18 protein-coding genes are annotated in these 18,105 nt (G+C 66.3%); 13 read left to right on the top strand and 5 right to left on the bottom strand.

All coding sequences use genetic code 11. From position 1 onward, the window contains the following. Positions 1 to 29: 29 nt before the first annotated feature. Positions 30 to 437: an ester cyclase gene (locus tag VK682_RS07680; RefSeq protein WP_230797378.1), complete on the top strand. Its 408-nt coding sequence runs from the start codon at positions 30 to 32 to the stop codon at positions 435 to 437. A 15-nt stretch (positions 438 to 452) separates the two neighbouring features. Here the strand turns inward: VK682_RS07680 and VK682_RS07675 are convergent, their stop codons facing one another. Both VK682_RS07675 and VK682_RS07670 read right to left on the bottom strand, forming a co-directional pair. After that, positions 453 to 1,223, bottom strand: a complete 771-nt coding sequence (locus tag VK682_RS07675) for a DUF2711 family protein (protein WP_230797377.1) — start codon at positions 1,221 to 1,223, stop codon at positions 453 to 455. Between the two features lie 487 nt (positions 1,224 to 1,710). Beyond that, on the bottom strand, positions 1,711 to 2,397 hold the full coding sequence (locus tag VK682_RS07670) for a response regulator transcription factor (RefSeq protein ID WP_089845891.1): 687 nt from the start codon (positions 2,395 to 2,397) through the stop codon (positions 1,711 to 1,713). A gap of 160 nt (positions 2,398 to 2,557) precedes the next feature. Here VK682_RS07670 and ribA point away from each other — a divergent pair, with 160 nt between their 5' ends. Both ribA and VK682_RS07660 read left to right on the top strand, forming a co-directional pair. Then, positions 2,558 to 3,649 carry a GTP cyclohydrolase II gene (gene ribA, locus VK682_RS07665; protein WP_230797376.1) on the top strand — a complete coding sequence of 364 codons (1,092 nt, stop codon included), beginning with the start codon at positions 2,558 to 2,560 and terminating at the stop codon, positions 3,647 to 3,649. Then, complete coding sequence (locus tag VK682_RS07660; RefSeq protein ID WP_230797418.1) at positions 3,649 to 4,170, top strand: L,D-transpeptidase family protein; 522 nt, start codon at positions 3,649 to 3,651, stop codon at positions 4,168 to 4,170. The genes ribA and VK682_RS07660 overlap by 1 nt, the downstream gene beginning before the upstream one ends. An 84-nt stretch (positions 4,171 to 4,254) precedes the next feature. On the opposite strand, the gene argE is transcribed toward VK682_RS07660, so the two are convergent. Together argE and VK682_RS07650 are read right to left on the bottom strand one after the other, a co-directional pair. Beyond that, on the bottom strand, positions 4,255 to 5,415 hold the full coding sequence (argE, locus tag VK682_RS07655; RefSeq protein ID WP_230797375.1) for an acetylornithine deacetylase: 1,161 nt from the start codon (positions 5,413 to 5,415) through the stop codon (positions 4,255 to 4,257). Further along, a complete protein-coding gene (locus VK682_RS07650) occupies positions 5,412 to 6,605 on the bottom strand; it encodes a M24 family metallopeptidase (RefSeq protein WP_230797374.1) in 1,194 nt (397 codons plus the stop codon). Before VK682_RS07650 ends, argE begins: the two co-directional genes overlap by 4 nt. Before the next feature lie 419 nt (positions 6,606 to 7,024). Between VK682_RS07650 and VK682_RS07645 the strand changes: the two genes are divergently transcribed. From VK682_RS07645 to VK682_RS07625, 5 genes are all read left to right on the top strand, one after another. Continuing rightward, positions 7,025 to 8,128: an ABC transporter ATP-binding protein gene (locus tag VK682_RS07645; protein ID WP_089845888.1), complete on the top strand. Its 1,104-nt coding sequence runs from the start codon at positions 7,025 to 7,027 to the stop codon at positions 8,126 to 8,128. Between the two features lie 115 nt (positions 8,129 to 8,243). Next, positions 8,244 to 9,350: an extracellular solute-binding protein gene (locus tag VK682_RS07640; protein ID WP_230797373.1), complete on the top strand. Its 1,107-nt coding sequence runs from the start codon at positions 8,244 to 8,246 to the stop codon at positions 9,348 to 9,350. A 95-nt stretch (positions 9,351 to 9,445) separates the two neighbouring features. Beyond that, on the top strand, positions 9,446 to 11,080 hold the full coding sequence (locus VK682_RS07635) for an ABC transporter permease (RefSeq protein ID WP_324781626.1): 1,635 nt from the start codon (positions 9,446 to 9,448) through the stop codon (positions 11,078 to 11,080). Positions 11,081 to 11,084: 4 nt separating this feature from the next. Next, positions 11,085 to 12,272, top strand: a complete 1,188-nt coding sequence (locus tag VK682_RS07630) for an ABC transporter permease (protein WP_089845885.1) — start codon at positions 11,085 to 11,087, stop codon at positions 12,270 to 12,272. 107 nt (positions 12,273 to 12,379) lie between these two features. Beyond that, positions 12,380 to 13,606: a PAS domain-containing protein gene (locus VK682_RS07625; RefSeq protein ID WP_324781625.1), complete on the top strand. Its 1,227-nt coding sequence runs from the start codon at positions 12,380 to 12,382 to the stop codon at positions 13,604 to 13,606. A gap of 69 nt (positions 13,607 to 13,675) precedes the next feature. Here VK682_RS07625 and VK682_RS07620 read toward each other — a convergent pair whose 3' ends face one another. Continuing rightward, entirely contained in the window at positions 13,676 to 14,545 is an 870-nt protein-coding gene (locus VK682_RS07620) for a branched-chain amino acid aminotransferase (RefSeq protein WP_230797370.1), read from the bottom strand. Between the two features lie 156 nt (positions 14,546 to 14,701). On the opposite strand from VK682_RS07620, the gene VK682_RS07615 reads away from it, so the two are divergent. The 5 genes from VK682_RS07615 to VK682_RS07595 all read left to right on the top strand — a co-directional run bounded on the left by VK682_RS07615 (position 14,702) and on the right by VK682_RS07595 (position 18,102). After that, entirely contained in the window at positions 14,702 to 15,211 is a 510-nt protein-coding gene (locus VK682_RS07615; RefSeq protein ID WP_089845882.1) for a MarR family winged helix-turn-helix transcriptional regulator, read from the top strand. Next, complete coding sequence (locus VK682_RS07610; protein ID WP_089845881.1) at positions 15,208 to 15,909, top strand: response regulator; 702 nt, start codon at positions 15,208 to 15,210, stop codon at positions 15,907 to 15,909. The genes VK682_RS07615 and VK682_RS07610 overlap by 4 nt, the downstream gene beginning before the upstream one ends. A 137-nt stretch (positions 15,910 to 16,046) precedes the next feature. After that, a complete protein-coding gene (locus VK682_RS07605) occupies positions 16,047 to 16,973 on the top strand; it encodes a histone deacetylase family protein (protein ID WP_230797369.1) in 927 nt (308 codons plus the stop codon). Then, the gene (locus VK682_RS07600) at positions 16,970 to 17,212 is read left to right on the top strand and encodes an exodeoxyribonuclease VII small subunit (RefSeq protein WP_089845879.1); all 243 of its coding nucleotides are present in this window, start codon (positions 16,970 to 16,972) and stop codon (positions 17,210 to 17,212) included. The genes VK682_RS07605 and VK682_RS07600 overlap by 4 nt, the downstream gene beginning before the upstream one ends. Then, positions 17,212 to 18,102 (top strand): polyprenyl synthetase family protein, encoded by an 891-nt coding sequence (locus tag VK682_RS07595; RefSeq protein WP_380716046.1) that lies wholly within the window; start codon positions 17,212 to 17,214, stop codon positions 18,100 to 18,102. Before VK682_RS07600 ends, VK682_RS07595 begins: the two co-directional genes overlap by 1 nt. Positions 18,103 to 18,105: the final 3 nt, after the last annotated feature.

The following is an 18,105-nucleotide window of genomic DNA, read 5'->3' as shown; positions in this document are numbered from 1 at the left end:
GTCTGCGCTGAATGAGGAGGGAGATGCCCATGACACCGCAAGACCTGACGGGCCTCTATCACGGCTATATCGACTGCCTGAACCGGCGGGACTGGGACGATCTGCCCCGCTTCGTGGCGGAGGATGTCCGCTATAACGGCGCGCTGCTGGGGCTTGCGGGCTATCGCGCGATGCTGGTCGCGGATGTGCGGGCCATTCCCGACCTGCGCTTCACCCTCCTGCAGCTGGTCTGCGAGCCGCCGGTGGTGGCGGTGCGGCTTGGCTTTGACTGCACCCCCACCGGCCTGCTGTTCGGTCTGCCGGTGAACGGGCGCCGCGTGCAGTTTTCCGAAAATGTCTTTTACGACATCGCCGGGGGGCGTATCGGCGCCGTCTGGTCGGTGATCGACAAGGCCGACGTGGCGGCGCAGATCGGGGCCGCGCCGTCCGCAGGCTGATCCCTGCGCCTGCGGTCAGTGCAGCAGGGCGGGGGCGGTTTCTTCGGGATCGAACACCGCAGAGCCGGTGCGGGCGCTGGCCCAGAAGCCTTCGAAATGGCGGGCGGGATCGACGCGGGCGCGCATGTCCTCGGTGATGGCCAGCAGCCCGGCCACATCGCTCTGTGCCCAGCTCAGCAGCAGCCCCGGCGCCGAGACGGCAGAGACCGGGCCTTCATCCACCAGCGTCACCGGCGGCTCGTCCCGGGAAAAGGCCTCCGAAGGACAGAGCAGCGAGGTTTCGCGCCATTCGTCCCACAGCGTCACCTCGTCGATGCCCACCGCCTGAAGATAGCGGGCCAGTGCCGGTTCCAGCACCAGCGGCAGCCAGTCTTCCTCGGGTTTGTAGAGCCCTTCGGCCTGACAGTAGCGGGCAAGCTTTTCGGCCAGCGCCAGATCGTGATCCGGCGCCTCGGCGCCGATCACCCACAGCCAGACGGTGCGGGCAAAATGGGTGAAATCCATCGCGCCCACGCCTTGGGCCACATGCGACCAGCGCACCGGGCGCCCGGTGGTCTTCACCACCTCGTCAAACCCGTCGGGGGCTTCGGCGGTCAGGGCATCGGGGGTGTCGGCCAGCAGCATGCTGCCGCCGCCCGTGGTCCAGCGCACGGATTCCGGCGGCGTGCCGGGCACGCGGAAGAACGGGTTGAGCACCACGAAGACATGGTCGTAATCCCGCGCCCACCAGTCCAGCACCGGGGCGTTGAGGTTGGGATGAGTCAGTCTGCGCGGCGTATCGTTCAAGATGCGGTCCTTTCGGGCGGAAGCGGGCGGTGTCTAACACGGCTTGGCCGGGCTGCACAGGGCAGGCGCGTGCGGGGGCCGACGAATGGTTAGCGAAGTTTTAACCATTCTTCCCTAACTCTCCGCCGCAAGCCGGGGACGCCAGAGGGGACAGGGCGGGCCTGCGGGGCTCCGGAGGGGATGCCGGAGCCCCGGATGCAGAGCGGCGTCGCGGGAACACGGAGCAGGGCGCGGCGGGGGCAAGCCTGTGCGGGGCCTAAAAAAAGGCCGGGCATGATCGCCCGGCCAGGTCCAACAGGGAGGTGCATGTGATAACCCGCACATGCAACGGGATCTGTGATGCCTTGGGGTCTGCGTCCGGGGCGCTGGGTCAACCCGTGATCCCTCAAAAGGTTCCACAAGCGTATCACCAGCCCCCAGATCAACCAATGCGCGATCCATGAGATGAGCGCGGATCCGCCAAAGGCGTGACATTTCCGCCGAACTCTCAGGCGACGAGCCGGTAGCCCCCCGATTCGGTGACCAGAATCCGGGCATTCGAGGGGTCGGGCTCGATCTTCTGGCGCAGCCGGTAGATATGGGTTTCCAGCGTATGGGTGGTGACGCCCGCGTTATAGCCCCAGACCTCGTGCAGCAGGATGTCGCGCGGCACCACGCCCTCGGCGGAGCGGTAGAGGAACTTGAGGATGTTCGTCTCTTTCTCGGTCAGGCGGATCTTGCGGTCATCCTCGGTCACCAGCAGTTTCATCGCGGGTTTGAAGGTATAGGGCCCCACTGTGAATACCGCGTCTTCGGACTGTTCATGCTGGCGCAGCTGCGCGCGGATGCGGGCCAGCAGCACCGGAAACTTGAACGGCTTGGTCACATAGTCATTGGCGCCCGCGTCGAGCCCGAGGATGGTGTCGGCGTCGGTGTCATGCCCGGTCAGCATGATGATGGGCGACTTGACCCCCTGCTTGCGCATCAGCTTGCACAGCTCGCGCCCGTCCGTGTCGGGCAGGCCCACGTCGAGGATGATGAGGTCATGCACCTGTTCCTTGACCCGGGTCATGGCGGCGGCGCCTGCATCGGCCTCGAACACCTCGAAATCCTCGGTCATGACCAGTTGTTCGGCCAGCGCCTCGCGCAGGTCGTCGTCGTCGTCCACCAGAAGGATATTCTTGATCTGGGCCATGCCTGTCTCCAATTTGCCTTCCCCTTCAAATGGAAACACCGTTGCGTGTGGGCAAGTTTTGCTGCAGTCCTTTCACGGCCTCGTGTTGAGGGCGGGGTTTTGTTACAGCCGTGGCCCTGCTTTGGTGCAGCGCCCGCGCCCCGCGACAGGAAACCGACAGATGCCGCTTGCCCCCGACCTTGGAGAGATTCTTGCCCGCGCCCGCGCCGACCTGCGCATGGGCGTGCCCGTGGTGCTGGAAGGCGCGGGCGGCGGGGCGCTGGTGGTGGCGGCAGAGACGCTGTCGGCGGCGCGGCTTGCGGTGCTGCGCAGCCAGCCCGGAGAGATCGATCTGGTGTTGACCGCGCGCCGGGCCGAGACGCTGAAGGCGCGCGCCTATGACGGCGACGTGGCGCGGGTGATCCTGCCGCCCGAGGCCGATCTGGGCTGGCTGCAGGCCCTCGCCGATCCGGCGGATGATCTGGACAAGCCGATGAAGGGCCCGCTGGCGACGCGGCGCGGCGGCGATGTGGCGCTGCACCGGCTGGCGATCACGCTGGTGAAATCCGCGCGCCTGCTGCCCGCAGCGCTGGTGCTGCCACTGGCCGCGCCGCAGCGGCTGGCCGAGGCCGAGCGGCTGACGCTGGTGGATGCGGAGGCTGCCGCGCCGCATATGCTGGCGCTGGCGCGGCTTGATCATGTGGTGCAGGCACGGGTGCCGCTGCGCGCGGCGGAGAATGCCCGGTTGCATATCTTCCGCCCGGAGGATGGCAGCGACGAGCATTACGCCATCGAGATCGGGCGCCCCGACCGGGCGCAGCCGGTGCTGGCGCGGCTGCATTCGGCCTGTTTCACCGGTGATCTGCTGGGCTCGCTGAAATGCGACTGCGGGCCGCAGCTGAATGCGGCGCTGGCGCAGATGGGGGCCGAGGGCGCGGGGGTGCTGCTTTACCTCAATCAGGAGGGGCGCGGCATCGGGCTTGCCAACAAGATGCGCGCCTATGCGCTGCAGGATCAGGGCTTTGACACGGTGGAGGCCAATCACCGGCTGGGCTTCGAGGATGACGAGCGCGATTTCCGGCTGGGCGCCGAGATCCTGCGCCGCATGGGCTTTGGTGCGGTGCGGCTTCTGACCAACAATCCCGCGAAGATGGCGATGATGGAGCGCTGCGGCATCACCGTGGCCGAACGCGTGCCGCTGAAGGTCGGGCATACGCCGCAGAACGCCCGCTATCTGGCGACCAAGGCCGAAAAATCGGGGCATCTGCTGTGATCCGGCCCGAGGACATGGTGCTGACGCCACAGGGGCTGCGCTTTGCCGGGCGGCTCTGGCCCTGCAGCATCGGGCGCGGCGGGGTGCGGGCCGACAAGCGCGAGGGTGATGGCGCCACCCCGGCGGGGGTGCATCGGCTGGTGGGCTGCCTTTACCGGCCCGACCGCATGGCGCGGCCTGTGGACTGGGCGCTGCCGATCCGGCCCGGCGACCTGTGGTCCGACGACCCGCGCCACGAGGATTACAACCTGATGGTGCGCGCGCCCTATCCGCACAGCCACGAGAGGCTGCGGCGGGGCGATCCGCTTTATGATCTGGTGCTGCTGACCGACTGGAACTGGCCGCGCGCGGAGCGCGGGCGGGGCTCGGCGATCTTCCTGCACCGCTGGCGGCGGCCCGGCTTTGCCACCGAAGGATGCATCGCGTTCCGCCCCGAGCATCTGCGGCGGATCGTGACGCGGATCACCTATGGCACGCGGCTGGTGGTGCCGCAGGATCTGGCCGGGCGCGGCGCGGGCTGAAGCCTTGCGCCGCGGGGGTTTCACACCCCCGCACCCCCGTGGAGTTTAGGGGCAAGATGAAGGGGGCGCGGGGGCCCGGCTGGTTCAGGCGGCGAGGCTGCGGGCCACGCCTTCGAGCAGGCCGAGGCACTGCGCGAGCTGGCTGCGGGTGACGAATTCGTCGGGCTTGTGCGCCTGCGCGATCTCGCCGGGGCCGCAGACCACCACCGACATGCCCATGTCCTGAAACAGGCCCGCCTCGGTGCCGAAGGGCACCACATCGGCGGTGTTGCTGCCGGTCAGGCGCGAGATCAGGTCGCGGGCCTCGTTGTCGGGCATGGGCATCAGCCCCGCCACCTCGCCGATCACCTCGGTGGTGATGTCGGCGCCGGGATGTACGGCGCGCATGGCGGGCAGCAGGTCATGGGTGACGTAATGCGCCAGCGCCTCGCGCATGTACTCCGCATCGCCGGGCTGGACGGGGCGCATTTCCCAGTCAAGCTCGGCCCGGCCCGGGATGACGTTATGCGCGACCCCGCCCGCGAGGCGACCCACATTCACCGTCGTCCAGGGCGGGGTGAAGCGGCTTTCGGCGGGGGCGCGGGTTTTCAGCGCCTCCGCCAGATCCATCAGCCGCTGGGTGTAGCGCAGCGCGTAAAGCACCGCATTGACCCCGGCATCGGGGTCGGAGCCGTGGCCTTCGAGCCCGGTGAAGCGGGTGGTGTATTCGCAGCAGCCCTTGTGGCCTTCGATCAGCCGCATGCCGGTGGGTTCCCCCACCAGCGCCATGCGCGGGGCATAGCCGCGGCGCTGCAGTTCCGGCACCAGCGCGCGGGCGCCGAGGCAGCCCACCTCCTCGTCATGGGTGAAGCACAGGTGCAGCGGGCGGCGCAGCGGCGTCTGCGAGACGGGTTCGGCCAAGGCCAGCGCCGCCGCGATGAAGCCCTTCATGTCGCAGCTGCCCCGGCCATAGAGGTGGTCGTCGCGTTCGGTGAGGGTGAAGGGATCGCTGGACCAGATCTGGTCGGTGACCGGCACCACATCCGAATGCCCCGACAGCACCACGCCGCCGGGGATGTCGGGACCAAGCGTCGCAAAAAGATTGGCCTTGCGCCCGGTGCTGTCGGAGAACAGCTCCACCCGGGCGCCGAAATGCTCCAGATGGTCGGCCATCAGCGCCATCATCTCCATGTTGCTGTCGCTGGAGACGGTGGGGCAGGCGATGAGGCGCGCCAGCAGCGCTTCGGTACGGGGCAGCAGGCTCATGGCTTCACGTAAAGCTGGCGGGGGCGGTCGCAGAAACATTCCGCCGCGCCGTCTTCGGTGATGAGGATGCTCTCGGTGATTTCCAGCCCCCAATCCGCCATCCAGAGCCCGGGCATGAAGTGGAAGGTCATGCCGGGCTGCAGCACGGTTTCATCTTCGGTGCGCAGGCTGATGGTGCGTTCGCCCCAGTCGGGCGGATAGCTGAGCCCGATCGGATAGCCGCAGCGCGCGCCGCGTTCGATGCCCGCCCGGTCCAGCGGCGCTGCCAGCGCATGGGCGATGTCGGAGGCGCGGTTGCCGGCGCGGGCGGCTTCGAGCCCGGCCTCCAGCCCCTCGATCAGCGCGGCCTCGGCGATGCGGATGAAGTCGGGCGGGGTGCCGAGATAGATCGAGCGGCAGAACGGCGTATGATAGCGCCGGTAGCAGCCCGCGATTTCAAAGAAGGTGGCCTGTCCCTTTTCGAAGGGGCGCCCGTCCCATGTCAGATGCGGGGCGGCGGCATCGGTGCCCGAGGGCAAAAGCGGCACGATGGCGGCGTAATCGCCCCAGTGGCCATCGGCCCCCATCACCGCGTCGCGCAGGATCTCTGCCACCACCTCGTTTTTCGGAATGCCGGGTTCGACACGCTCCACCAGCCCGTCGATGATCTTTTCCGAGATGCGCGCGGCGCGGCGCATGAAGGTGATCTCTTCGGCGGATTTGATGCCGCGCTGCCAGTTGACCAGCGCCGTGGCATCGGGGAACTGCGCGCGGGCCAGCGTTTCGGTCAGCACCATCAGCGCCTTGGCGGAGAAATAGTAATTGTCGGTCTCGACGCCGATGCGCGCCTCTTCGAGGCCAAGCCCCGCCATGCGCACGGCGAGATCGCGCATCGGGTGGCGGTCGGGCGACTGCACGTAATTGTCGGCATAGCCCCAGACATGATCGTCGGACATCCAGACGGTGCGCAGCGCGCCATTGGTGTCCTGATTGCGGCCCCACCAGATCGGATCCTGATCGGGCAGCACCAGCACGCCCTGATGCACGTAGAAGGACCAGCCGTCATAGCCGGTGAGCCACGCCATGTTCGACGGATCGGTGACCCAGAGCGCGTCGAGCCCGGCCACATCCATGGCCTTGCGGGTCAGCGACAGGCGGCGGGCATATTCCGCCGCGCTGAACGGAAGATCTTTGGGGAATTTGTGGTCCATGCGCCTCTCCTTGCTGCCGATGAGGTCAGTTCACGCCATGACAGGGGGGCTTGGCCCGCCGAAAACGACATTTCGCGGCATCCTTGCGCGTTTTCTGACCTTTTCAGCGCCCGCTGCCGCCGAATTGGGCGCCGCCGGGGCTGTCATGGCGGGGTCAGGGGCGATTCTGGGCAGAAATCCCCTCCGCAGCCTGCTGGGTGACCTTAGGGCAGCGCGGGACGGGTGCGGGCGGTTTTCCCGTTTGGGTCTGTCTGATGACGCATTTTCACTGCGAAGTGCCGCAAATGTGTCGCCTTGTCCCGCAAGTGCCCGAATCCCCGGCGCTTTGTCTCAACACGGTTGCAAGATTGGTTCCGACGCGGTTTTATCAGGCTACAAGACAGCGGAAAAAATCCGCGGACATCAACGGGGAGCCGGATTTGCCTGATACCGGATCAAGCGACGCATTCGTCGCCTTCGAACGTGTGCAAAAGAGCTATGACGGCGTGTCGCTCGTCGTCAAGGATCTGAACCTGACCCTGCCCAAGGGCGAGTTCCTGACGATGCTGGGGCCGTCGGGATCGGGAAAGACCACCTGCCTGATGATGCTGGCCGGGTTCGAGACCGCCACCCATGGCGAGATCAAGCTGGCGGGCAAGCCCATCAACAACATCCCGCCGCACAAGCGCGGCATCGGTATGGTGTTCCAGAACTATGCGCTGTTTCCGCATATGACCGTGGCCGAAAACCTCGCCTTCCCGCTGGAGGTGCGCAAGATCGGCAAGTCCGACCGCGAGGCCAAGGTCAAGCGCGCGCTCGACATGGTGGAGATGGGGGCCTTTGGCGGGCGCCGTCCGGCGCAGCTTTCGGGCGGGCAGCAGCAGCGCATCGCGCTGGCCCGCGCGCTGGTCTTCGAACCGGAACTGGTGCTGATGGACGAGCCGCTTGGCGCGCTTGACAAGCAGCTGCGCGAGAAGATGCAGTTCGAGATCACCTCGCTGGCGCATTCGCTGGGCATCACCACGGTCTATGTCACCCATGACCAGACCGAGGCGCTGACCATGTCGGACCGGGTGGCGGTGTTCAATGACGGGCGCATCCAGCAGCTTGCCCCGCCTGCCGAGCTTTATGAAGAGCCGCAGAACAGCTTCGTGGCGCAGTTCATCGGCGAGAACAACACGCTGGAAGGCGTGGTGCAGGAGATGCGCGGCGACATCTGCACGGTGCGGCTGGACGATGGCGAGGTCATCGACGCCAAGCCCGTGAACGTGTCGAAGGTGGGCGAACGCACCCGCGTGTCGATCCGTCCGGAGCGGGTGGAATACAACCGCGAGCGGCTGCGGCCCGGCGCCCATACGCTGAAGGCCAAGGTGCTGGAGTTCATCTATATGGGTGACATTTTCCGCACCCGGCTTGCCGTGGCGGGCAATACCGATTTCGTCATCAAGACCCGCAACGCCCCCGATCAGGTGCGGCTGAAGCCCGGTCAGGAGATCGAGATCGGCTGGCTGCCCGAGGACTGCCGCGCGCTGGACGCGCTCTGAGATCGAGGCCCGCGCGGCTGCCCCGCGGAGGGCGGCCCTGCGGCGCATCACAGGATCCGGTGGTTTGCCCGTGTCCCGGATCCCACGACAATACGGGTGTCAAAGGGAGTATCAGATGAAACTGACCAAGACGCTTCTTGCCTCGACCGCGCTTTCGGTCGCGGCAGGCGCCGTGGCTGCGCAGGACATGGCCAATTCCATGACCATCGTGTCGTGGGGCGGGGCCTATCAGAACAGCCAGCTCAAAGCCTATGCCGAGCCCTATCAGGCGCTGCACCCCGAGGTCAGCATCGCATGGGACGAAAGCTCTGCCGAGGCGGTGGCCAAGCTGCGCGCCATGACCGAAGCCGGCAACATCACATGGGATCTGGTGGACGTGGAAGCCGCCGACAGCATCCGTCTGTGTGACGAAGGTCTGGCGATGGAGATCGATTTCGACGAGGTGCTCGCCGAAGGCGACGACGGCAGCGCGCCCACCGACGATTTCGGCGACTCGCTCGTCTCCGACTGCTTCATCCCGCAGATCGTGTTCTCGACCACGGTGGGCTACCGCACCGACATGGTCGGCGACACGCCGCCCACCGACATCTGCGCGCTCTTCGACACCGAAACCTATCCGGGCAAGCGCGCGCTGAACAAGCGCCCGCTGGCGAATGTGGAATGGGCGCTGATCTGTGACGGCGTGCCGAAGGAAGAGCTGTATGACGTGCTGGCCACGCCCGAAGGGCAGGACCGCGCGCTGGCCAAGCTCGACACCATCAAGGATGACACCATCTGGTGGTCCGCCGCCGCGGAAACCCCGCAGCTGCTGGCCGATGGCGAGGTCGTGATGGGCTCCACCTATAACGGTCGCCTGTTCTCGGCCATCGCCGAGCAGGGCCAGCCCATCGGCATGCTCTGGGATGCGCAGATGCTGGATTTCGACGGCTGGGTCGTGCCCGAAGGTCTGCCCGAGGACCGTCTGGCCCGTGTGATGCACTTCCTCGAATTCGCCACCGACACGCAGCGTCTGGCCGATCAGTCCGCCTACATCTCCTATGGTCCGGCCCGCGCCTCCTCGGCACCGCTGGTGGGCAAGCATGCGGATCTGGGCATCGAGATGGCGCCGCACATGCCGACCGACCCGGCCAACGCGACCAACGTCTATGTCACCCAGTATGAATTCTGGGCCGACTACCGCGACGACATCGACGCGAAGTTCCAGTCCTGGCTCGCGCAGTGATCTGACCCTCTGCTGACCGGGATGCGGCGCCCTTCGCGCCGCATCCCCCCTTTACCCCCATTTCCCGCAGCCCGCCGATAACGCACGGAGACCGGATGACCGACGCCACGCAACCCGCATCACGGGGGCCCATGCTGGCCGCTGACGGCACGCCGCTGAAAAAGAGCCTGTCCCGCGCGCTGCGGATGCAGAAGATGCGCGCGCTGGCCCTGATCGCGCCGCTGCTGCTGTTCGTGCTGATCACCTTCATCGCTCCCATCGCCGACATGCTGTTCCGGTCGGTGGAAAACCAGATCGTGTCCAACACCATGCCGCGCACCGCGCGCCTGCTGGCGGACTGGGACGGGCAGGGGGTTCCCGACGAGCCGGTGTTCGAAGCCGCCTATTACGACCTGTTTCTGGCCGCAGAGCGCAAGGAACATACCCGGCTGGGCTCGCGGCTGAATTACGAACAGACCGGCGCCTCCTCGCTCTTCCGCAAGTCGGGCCGCGGGCTGGAGGATATGGGCGAGCTTTATCAGGACCAGTTCACCGATCTGAACGGCGACTGGGACGAGCCCGAACCCTGGGCCGAGATCTTTGGCGATCCCGACTGGCTTTCGGAACAGGCCGCGTGGGACGGCGAAGGGCGCATGCCCAGATTCCAGCTGCGCGAGGGGGCAGAGACCCTGCTGCCGCGCAGCGCCGAACATTATGCGGCCTTTGCGCGCTTCACCCAGACCGAGGAGGGCGACAGCCCGCTGGAAGAAGAGCCGTGGTCGGCCGTGCATACCGCACTTTATCAGGATCTGGCCGCAGCGGATCTGTCCGGCTATGACGGCCCGCGGGCCGAGATGCTGGCCGCCGCCGATGCGCTGGTGGACAGCCCCGACTTCAGCCGCCTGCCTTTCCGGGACGGGTTCGCCGAGATTGACGAGGCCTGGGTGCAGCCGCAGATCTGGCAGACGCTGAAGCTATACTCCCCCGATTACACGCCGGGCTATTTCCTGAACGCGATGGACATGCAGCTGACGCCGGAGGGGATGGAGAAGCGGCCCGAAAACGAACGCATCTACATGCTGCTGTTCGGACGCACGCTGTTCATGTCGCTGGCCATCACGTTCAGCTGCGTGCTCTTGGCCTATCCGGTGGCCTATCTTCTGTCCAACCTGCCGTCGCGCAGCGCCAACCTGCTGATGATCCTCGTGCTTCTGCCGTTCTGGACCTCGCTGCTGGTGCGCACCTCGGCGTGGAAGATCATGCTGCAGCAGCAGGGCGTCATCAATGACACGCTGGTCTGGCTCGGGCTGGTGGGGGACGATGCGCGGCTCGCGATGATCAACAACCAGCTTGGCACCATCATCGCCATGACCCATATCCTGCTGCCCTTCATGATCCTGCCGATGTATTCGGTGATGTCGACCATCCCGCCCTCTTATGTGCGGGCGGCGAAATCGCTGGGGGCCACCAACTGGACCACCTTCTGGCGGGTCTATTTCCCGCAGTCGGTGCCGGGGATCGGCGCGGGGTCCATCCTCGTGTTCATCCTGTCCATCGGCTATTACATCACGCCGGAAATCGTGGGCGGCACCACCGGCACCTTCATTTCCAACCGCATCGCCTATCACATCTCCACCTCGCTCAACTGGGGGCTGGCGGCGGCGCTGGGGGCGATCCTGCTGGCGGTCGTGCTGGTGCTCTACTGGGCCTATGACCGCATCGTGGGCATCGACAACGTGAAGCTGGGATAAAGACATGAGCACCGTGATCCTCACCCCCTCGGCCAAGCAGCCGCTGTCTTTCACCCTGCCCACTCTGGCCGCCGCGGGCGCGCTTGCGGGGATGTTCGTGGGGGCGGCCAACGGGTCGGTGCCCTTGGGCATCCTCGGCGGCGCGCTGCTGCTGGCGGCCTTGGGCTTTGCCGCCATGACCCTGCCCGCCGCGCTGGAACGTCCGCTGCGCTGGGGGCTTGTGGCGCTGCTGCTGCTGGCGGGCTATGCAATGAGCGGCGTGTCCGGCGCCATTCTTGGCGCGCTTTTCGGCTGGTTCTTCGGCTGGTTCGTCTACTGGATTGGCTGGCGCCGCTACCGCATGCCGCTGGTGCCTTACCTCACGGCGGGGCAGGTGCTGTGGCACTACACCTTCCGGGTGATCTGTGGCGCGATCTTCGTGTTCCTGATCACGCCGATCCTTGTCATCATCCCGCTGTCCTTCAACGCGCAGAACTTCTTTACCTTCACGCCGGAAATGCTGGATTTTGATCCTGCGGGCTATTCCCTGCAGCATTACGTCGATTTCCTGACCAACCCGGAATGGACGCGGGCGGTGCGCAATTCGCTGATCATCGCGCCGCTGGCCACGATCATTTCGGTGACGCTGGGCACGCTGGCCGCGATCGGCCTGTCGCAGTCGCATGTGCCGGGGCGGCGGGCGATCATGGCGATCCTGATCTCGCCGATGATCGTGCCGCTGATCATCTCGGCCACGGGGATGTATTTCTTCTATTCCAAGATCAACATCGTCGGCACGCTCTGGGGCGTGGTGCTGGCCCATGCGGTGCTGGGAATTCCCTTTGTCATCATCACGGTGACCGCCACGCTGGTGGGCTTTGACCGCTCGCTGACCCGGGCTGCGGCGAATATGGGGGCCAATCCCGTCACCACGTTTTTCCGGGTGCAGATGCCGCTGATCCTGCCCGGCGTGATCTCTGGCGGGCTTTTTGCCTTCATCACCTCTTTCGACGAAGTGGTGGTGGTGCTGTTCATCGGATCCGCCGAACTGCAGACGCTGCCATGGCAGATGTTCACCGGCCTGCGCGAACAGCTGTCGCCCACCATCCTTGCCGCCGCGACCATCCTTGTGGCCATTTCCATCTGCCTGCTGGCCACGGTGGAAATGCTGCGCCGCCGCTCCGAACGGCTGCGCGGCCTGTCTCCGGGCTGACATAAAGCGGCGCGTCTAAACGATTCTCTAACGGGTCTCGGCGCATGGTGCCTCGAACGCGGGATATGGCAGTCGAGGCACCGATGACGCAGCATGATGCGCAACTCATGGCACAGACCCGGAACAGCACGCTGGGCGAGGTGCCTTTCGAAGCGAAAGAACTGTTTTTCACCCGCACCGACGAACGCGGGGTGATTCAGGAAGGCAACAGCGTCTTCCAGCGGGTTTCCGGCTTCACCTGGGACGAGCTGAAGGGCGCCCCGCATAAGGTCGTGCGCCATCCCGACATGCCCAAGGGCGTGTTCCACCTGTACTGGGAACGGCTGAAGGACGGCAAGAACGTCGCCGCCTATGTCAAGAACCGCACCAAGGACGGGCGGTTCTACTGGGTCTTTGCCGTGGCCTGGCCGATTGAGGGCGGATATATCTCCGTCCGGATGAAACCGTCGTCGGATCTGTTCGCGCAGGTGCGTGGCATCTATGCCGACATGCTGCAGGCGGAAAAGGAACAGGGGCTGCAGGCGGGACGCAGCGCCCAGATGCTGCTGGACCGGCTGGCCCAGCACGGTTTTGCCAGCTACGAAGGCTTCATGGCCGCCGCCATCGCTACAGAGATGGAGGAGCGGGCGCGGCGCATCGGCGTCGAGCTGGACCAGCGCCAGCAGCGGTTTCTGGTGATGTCGCGCACCATCGCGGACATCAAGGCGCAGACCGACCAGATGACAGAGATCATCAAGGCGATCCGCACCGTGCCGATGAACATGCGGATCCTCGCCTCGCGGCTGGAAAACGCCGGGGGTCCGATCAGCGCCATTTCCGTGAACTATGGCTCCATGCTGGATGAAATGGCGTCATGGGTGCGCGGCTTTGTCGATGGCGATGACAGCACCTATGTGCGGATGCGCGAAACCATCCAGCGCGGGCAGTTTCTGGTCTGCGCGGCGGCCATGCAGGGCGAAATGTCCGAGATGTTCAACGACGACACCCGTCATGGCGAGAACACAAGCGATCTTGCCGATGACAAGACCCGGCTGGATGGCGAAGAACGGATGTTCCAGCGCTCTGCGCAGGAGGCGCTCAAGGTCGTGGAGATGGAGGCGATGCGGCTTGGCCGGTCAGTGCTGGACATGAAACGCTATGTCACCGGCCTCAGCTCCACCCGCATGATGTGCAAGATCGAAAGTGCGGCACTGACCGGCACCGGGGATTCGCTGTCTGGGATCGTCGATCAGCTGGATGCGGGGCAGGACGAGATCGAGGCGCGGCTGGCCAAGATCGTGGAACTGAACACCGTGATCCAGTCCAATACCGGAATGCTGCGCGCGATGACCTGACCGGCGCTGCGGCCGGGGCGAAACCTGACTCGCCCCGGCCTGTTCAGTGGGTCTCAGTGGGTCAGGGCGTCAGGCCCGGACCAGCTTTTCGTAGGTTTCCGAAATGTCGCGGGTCAGCGCGCCAACTTCGAAAGTGTAGTCGCCGATCTGGCCCACGGGCGTGATCTCTGCCGCGGTGCCGGTCAGCCAGCACTGTTCAAAGCCTTCCAGCTCGCCGGGTTCGATATGGCGCTCATGCACCGTGACGCCCTTTTCCTTCAGCAGCTTGATGACGGTCTGCCGGGTCAGCCCGTTCAGGAAGCAGTCGGGCAGGGGGGTGTGCACCTCGCCATCCTTCACGAAGAAGATGTTGGCGCCGGTGGCCTCGGCCACATAGCCGCGATAGTCGAACATCATCGCGTCGGAACAGCCCTTTGCCTCGGCGGCGTGCTTGGCCATGGTGCAGATCATGTAAAGACCGGCGGCCTTGGCAAAGCTGGGTTCGGTTTCGGGGGAGGGACGTTTCCACTTGGCGATGTCGAGCTTGGCGCCCTTCATCTTGGCATCGCCATAATAGTTGCCCCATTCCCATGCCGCGATCGACAGCCGCACCGGGTTGCGCTTGGAGGCGACGCCCATGTCCGGACCCGCGCCGCGCCACGCCACCGCGCGCACATAGGCGTTGGTAAAGCCATTGGCCTTCAGCACGGCATCCTTGGCGGCGTCGATTTCTTCCGCCGTCCACGGGATTTCGAAATCCAGCTGGCCGGCCGAGAAATGCAGCCGCTTCGAATGCTCGTGGCTGAGGAAGATCTTGCCGTTATAGGCCCGTTCCCCCTCGAAGACAGAGCTGGCATAGTGCAGCGCATGGGTCAGCACATGCACCTGCGCGTCGCGCCATTCCACCATCTGGCCATCCATCCAGATCTTGCCGTCGCGATTGTCGTATGCGCCTTCCATGAGCCCTCTCCTTCCTCGGGTTCTTTTCAAAAGTTGCGGCAGTTAGGTCCGTTCAGGACATAATATTGCGCAAAAACTGAGACTCGCTAGCAGTTTGCTGTTGGAATGTCAACAAGGCTGACTTAAAACGGGCTGGACAGGCAGAAGGAGGCGACGATGGCGGAAGCGGGCGTGCAGGCACAGGGTGGCGAGGCGCTGCTTTACCTGACCGACGAACAGCTTCGGCAGGGGATCGAGGCGATGTTTTTTGCCTATCGCGGCTTTACCGCCGATCCCGACCGCATCCTGCAGGGGCTGAGCTATGGCCGCGCCCATCACCGCGCGCTCCATTTCATCCACTGCGCCCCCGGCACCACGGTGAACAACCTGCTCAACATCCTTGGCGTCACCAAGCAGTCGCTGAACCGGGTGCTGCGCACGCTGGTCGAGGACGGTCTGGTGGAAAGCCGGGTGGGCCGCGCCGACAAGCGCGAGCGGCATCTGTTCCTGACCCCCGCGGGCGACCAGCTGGAACGGCAGCTGTCGGATGCGCAGCGCGCCCGCATGCGCGCCGCCTTCCGCCAGGCCGGGCCGGAGGCGGTGGCAGGCTTCCGCCGCGTGCTGGAGGCGATGATGGATCCGGACATGCACCGGCAGTATCTGCGGCTGCGGGAGAACCGGACATGAGCGATCCGGACATCCACCTGCTGATTGTCGATGATGATGAACGGATCCGGGGTCTGCTGCAGAAGTTCCTGATCCGCCACGGCTTCATGGTCACCGCCGCCCGCGAGGCCGCCCATGCAAGGCGGCTGATGGCCGGGCTTGATTTCGACATGGTGGTGCTGGACGTGATGATGCCCGGCGAGGATGGCATCAGCCTGACCCGCTTCATCCGTCAGTCGGGCCGGATGCCGGTGCTGCTGCTGACCGCACGCGGCGAGACCGAGGACCGCATCAAGGGGCTGGAGGCGGGGGCGGATGACTACCTGTCCAAACCCTTCGAGCCGAAGGAACTGCTGCTGCGCATCAATGCGATCCTGCGCCGGATGCCCGAGGCGCCCTCCGACGCGACGCAGCCCAAGCTGCTGACGCTGGGGCCGATCCGCTATGACATCGAACGCGGCGAGATGTGGAAAGGCGGCGATCTGGTGCGGCTGACCGCCACCGAAAGCCAGCTGATGCGGATTTTCTCTGCCCGCCCCGGCGAGGCGCTGTCGCGCACCAAGCTGGTGGAGGAGCTGGGCCGCGACCGCGGACAGGCACAGGAACGCGCGGTGGACGTGCAGATCACCCGCCTGCGCCGCAAGATCGAGGCGGATCCGAAACAGCCGCGCTATCTGCAGACGGTGCGCGGCGCGGGCTACATGCTGGCCCCGGACTGACCGCCACCTCGTGCAATTTTCCGCGGCGGCGCGGTTTTCTGCAGCCCGTCCCGCGCCATATCTGTGGCTAAGGGCTTGCCGGATCCCGCGCGCCGGGGTCATCTGCCTGCGCTGGCGCAACCGGAGGAGGGCCACACATGACCACCGCGCTGATCACCCATGCCGACTGCCTCGCGCATGTGACGCCCCCCGGCCATCCCGAACAGGTGGCGCGGCTGCGGCATGTGCAGGAGGCGCTGGCGACGCTGGACCTGCTGCGGCTGGCCGCCCCCGAGGCGGGCGATGCCGACCTGCTGCGGCTGCATCCCCAGCGCTATCTGGACCGGCTGGCGCGCGCCGAACCGGCGCGCGGCCATGCGCAGCTTGATGCCGACACATGGCTGTCGCCGGGGTCGGTCCGCGCCGCCCGGCGCGGGGTGGGCGCCGCGCTCCGCGCCGTTGATGGCGTGATCGCGGGGGAATTCGCCAATGCCTTCTGCGCCACCCGCCCGCCCGGCCACCATGCCGAGGCGGAAACCCCCATGGGCTTCTGCATCTTCGGCAATGCCGCGCTCGCCGCCAAACATGCGCTGGACCATCACGGGCTAGACCGGGTCGCCATCGTCGATTTTGACGTGCACCATGGCAATGGCACGCAGGCGCTGCTCTGGGACGAACCGCGCGCGCTGGTCATCACCTCTCAGCAGATGCCGCTCTGGCCCGGCAGCGGCGATCCTTCCGAACGCGGCGCGCAGGACACGATCCTGAATGTCCCGCTGCCCCCCGGCAGCACCGGCGCCGAGGTGCGCGCCGCCTATGAGGCGCAGGTCTTCCCCCGGCTGGAGGCGTTTGCGCCGCGCCTGCTGATCCTGTCGGCGGGGTTTGACGCCCATGCCGACGATCCCTTGGCAGAGCTGAACTGGCAGACCGAGGATTTTGGCTGGCTCACCCAGCGGCTCTGCGAGATTGCGGCACGCACGGCGCGGGGGCGGGTGGTCTCCGTGCTGGAAGGCGGCTATGATCTGGCGGCTCTGGCGGACAGCGCCCGGGTGCATGTGATGGAACTGATCGAGGCAGGCAGATGACTGATACCCCCGTCGCGGACATGAGCTTTGAACAGGCGATGGCCGAACTGGAACAGGTGGTGACCCAGCTGGAACGCGGCGAGGTGCCGCTGGACGAATCCATCCGCCTTTATCAGCGCGGCAGCGATCTGCGCAAACGCTGCGAGGACAAGCTGAAGGAGGCCGAGGAAAAGGTCGCCGCCATCACGCTGGACGCCAAGGGCGAACCGTCGGGGGTGACTCCGGTCGAGGGGCTCTGATGTCGGCACCGGTGCGCGATCTGGCCCCGGATCTGGCGCAGGCCATGGGCCGGGCGCGGGATCTGGCCTTTGACCAGATCCGCGCGGCACTGGCCGGGCAGGGCGGCGACGTGGCCGAGGCGATGGTCTATGCGGTCGAGGGCGGCAAGGGCCTGCGCGCCTTTCTGGTGCTGGAAGGCGCGCGGCTGCACGGGCTGAGCCCCGAGGCCGCCGCCCCCGCCGCCGCCGCCATCGAGGCGCTGCACGGCTATTCGCTGGTGCATGACGATCTGCCCTGCATGGATGATGACGACCTGCGCCGCGGCAAGCCCACCGTGCACCGCCGCTGGTCGGAGGCGACGGCAGTGCTGGCCGGGGACGCGCTGCAGGGCCTCGCCTTCGAGCTGCTGACCCGCGCGACCTGCCCGCCGGAAGCCCGGCTGCACCTGATCGCCACGCTGGCGGCGGCCTCGGGGGTGCGCGGCATGGTGGGCGGGCAGCTGCTGGACATCGCCGCCGAAACCGCCGCCGACCCGCTGACCCTGCCGCAGATCGAGGCGCTGCAGGCGCTGAAGACCGGCGCGCTGATCACATGGTCCGCCGCCGCTGGCGCGCGGATGGCGGGGGCGGATCCCGCGCCGCTCTGCCGCTATGGCGACTGTCTGGGCCTTGCCTTCCAGATCGCCGATGACATCCTTGATGTCGAAGGCGACGCCGCGACGCTGGGCAAGGCCACCGGCAAGGATGCCGGACGCGGCAAGGCCACCTTCGTGTCGCTGCTGGGGCTGGAGCCGGCCCGCGCCCGCGCCCGCGCGCTGGTGGACGAGGCCTGCACGGCGCTTGCCCCCTATGGCGATGCCGCCCGGAACTTGCGGGATGCGGCGCGGTTCGTTATCTCGCGCAAGACCTGACGT

This window comes from Salipiger marinus, assembly GCF_035481585.1.
Taxonomy (GTDB): domain Bacteria; phylum Pseudomonadota; class Alphaproteobacteria; order Rhodobacterales; family Rhodobacteraceae; genus Salipiger; species Salipiger marinus.
This window is presented reverse-complemented; position numbering and strand designations above follow the sequence as displayed.